Origin of the sequence: Treponema sp. (assembly GCF_045657965.1) — a bacterium.
Taxonomy (GTDB): domain Bacteria; phylum Spirochaetota; class Spirochaetia; order Treponematales; family Treponemataceae; genus Treponema_D.
In genome coordinates, this window is the sequence record NZ_JAZOUG010000203.1 from 1 (window position 1) to 2,021 (window position 2,021).

A 2,021-nucleotide genomic window follows, 5' to 3' on the forward strand; every position below is an offset into this window, starting at 1 on the left:
TTACCGGCAAAACTAAGTTCGTCTGCGTTGCCGGCATGAACTGCTATTCCTGTCCGGGGGCTTTAGGTGCGTGCCCGATTGGCTCTCTTCAGGCAACTCTCAACGCCCGCGAATACCGCATTTCTTTGTATGTTGTGGGGCTTCTTGTTTTGTTCGGGACTCTGCTCGGCCGTTCTGTGTGCGGTTTTTTGTGCCCGTTCGGTCTTATTCAGGATTTACTTTTTAAGATTCCTTTCGTAAAAAAGGTAAGGCGGCTTCCCGGAGAAAGGGGACTTCGAGCGCTCAGGTTTGTGTTTCTCGTTGTTTTTGTGATTCTTCTTCCTATGTTTGTAATTGATATTACAGGTTTAGGTGAGCCATGGTTCTGTAAGTGGATCTGTCCTGTGGGAACTCTTGAAGGAGGCATTACGCTTGTTCTATTGAACTCTGCAATGCGCGGGGCAGCAGGCTTTATCTTCCGCTGGAAACTTGCAATTCTTATCGTAACTCTTTTATCTGCAATCGTGATTTACCGGCCTTTCTGCCGCTATGTATGTCCGCTCGGCGCTGTTTACGGTATTTTCAACAAGGTTTCGTTTTACCGTTTTAAAATTGATACAGCAAAATGCACAAAGTGCGGTGCGTGCCAGAAAATCTGTAAGCTCGACATCAAAGTTTACGAAAATCCCAACTCAATTGACTGCATCAGATGCGGAGACTGTAAGGCATCTTGCCCTCACGGGGCGATTGTTACACGTAATTAGCCGTGTGTGACTACATTACTTTGCCTGAATACGGATAACTTCCCCGTGACCTTCAAGCGTGATTTTTTCACCAGATGTCACCGCAAAAATTTCCTCTTTTGTAAAAGGCATTTCTGTCTTAATTCCGTCTTTTGCGGTACTTCTGATTGTTCCGTTTCCTTCTGAAATGAAGAGAAGTTCTGCAGTTTTTGATGACGGTGAGACTAAAAATGAATATCCGCCCTTTAAAGGCTCTTTTTGCAACCGGAAATACGCGCACTCAAATTCTTCTGCAAGCGGAGCAATTTCTGTGCGTTTTTCATTTTTGATTACTTCAACGCCTTTTTCAATGTGCACTTCGCGCGGCCGCCCCCAGTCATAGAGCCTGTATGTGATGTTACAGCTCTGCTGAACTTCAAGAAGCCGCAGACCCCCGCCGATTGCGTGAACCGTTCCCGAAGGAATAAAGATAAAGTCGCCTTTTTTTACGGTGACGCGGTTCAAAAGATTTTCAAGTGAATTTTCTTTTATGGCCGCACGGACTTCTTCCTTTGATAGATTTCCTTTAAGCCCGTAAATAAGACTTGCCCCTTCTTCAGCTTCAAGAACATACCAGCATTCAGTTTTTCCGCGCTCATTTTCGCCTTCAAGCCGTTTTGCATCAGAATCATCAGGATGCACCTGTACCGAAAGCGTGTCATTTGCCTGAATTATTTTTACGAGAAGTGGATAATCGTTTACTAATGAAGCAAAATCGGTCTGAAGACCGTCCGGGTGAGTGGAAGCAATCCAGTCTTCATACCCCCAGACCTTCTCAGAACGGATAGGGTTAAGTTTAAGCATTTTCCCAGAGTTTTTCCGGATAGTATCCGCTGGCAATTTTCTTTGCGATTTCGTCTTTGACGACCTGTTTGTCTTCAGGATATGTCATGCCGAACCAGCTTTCATCGCTTGTAAAGACTTTGATTTTGCCTTCACCGTTTTTGATGATGTCGCTTGCTGCTACCGGGAGAAGTGCTTCTGCTTTTGGAAGCGCAAGGCTTGTCTTTTTGAAGTTTGCCCAGTATTCTTCAAATCCTTCGAATGCTTTTGGAGAAAATCCGAACAGGTTCATGCTGACAGTTTCTTTTCCTGTCATTTTAATAATCTGGCCGTTCAAGTCAGACTCAATTTCGTTTCCGCTGAAATTTTCGCCTGTGTAATAGATTTTTGTGTTTTCTGTGATTGATTTAAGATAACCGCCTTCTGTTTGTGCTACTCCGCGGCTCACTGAACCGTTACGGCTCATCGTGTTTCCCA

Annotated in this window: 2 protein-coding genes and 1 pseudogene; 1 reads left to right on the top strand and 2 read right to left on the bottom strand. The window is 44.7% G+C overall.

The window, feature by feature from the left end:
• Nucleotides 1–743, top strand: a 743-nt coding sequence (locus tag ACKI5B_RS07405; protein WP_407427339.1) for a 4Fe-4S binding protein, incomplete at its 5' end; no start/stop codon positions are given.
• Nucleotides 744–758: 15 nt separating this feature from the next.
• Here the strand turns inward: ACKI5B_RS07405 and ACKI5B_RS07410 are convergent.
• Together ACKI5B_RS07410 and ACKI5B_RS07415 are read right to left on the bottom strand one after the other, a co-directional pair.
• Nucleotides 759–1,565, bottom strand: a complete 807-nt coding sequence (locus tag ACKI5B_RS07410; RefSeq protein ID WP_407427341.1) for a type I phosphomannose isomerase catalytic subunit — start codon at nucleotides 1,563–1,565, stop codon at nucleotides 759–761.
• Nucleotides 1,558–2,021: pseudogene (locus ACKI5B_RS07415) on the bottom strand (hypothetical protein); the annotation flags it as partial. The gene ACKI5B_RS07410 and the pseudogene ACKI5B_RS07415, both read right to left, overlap by 8 nt.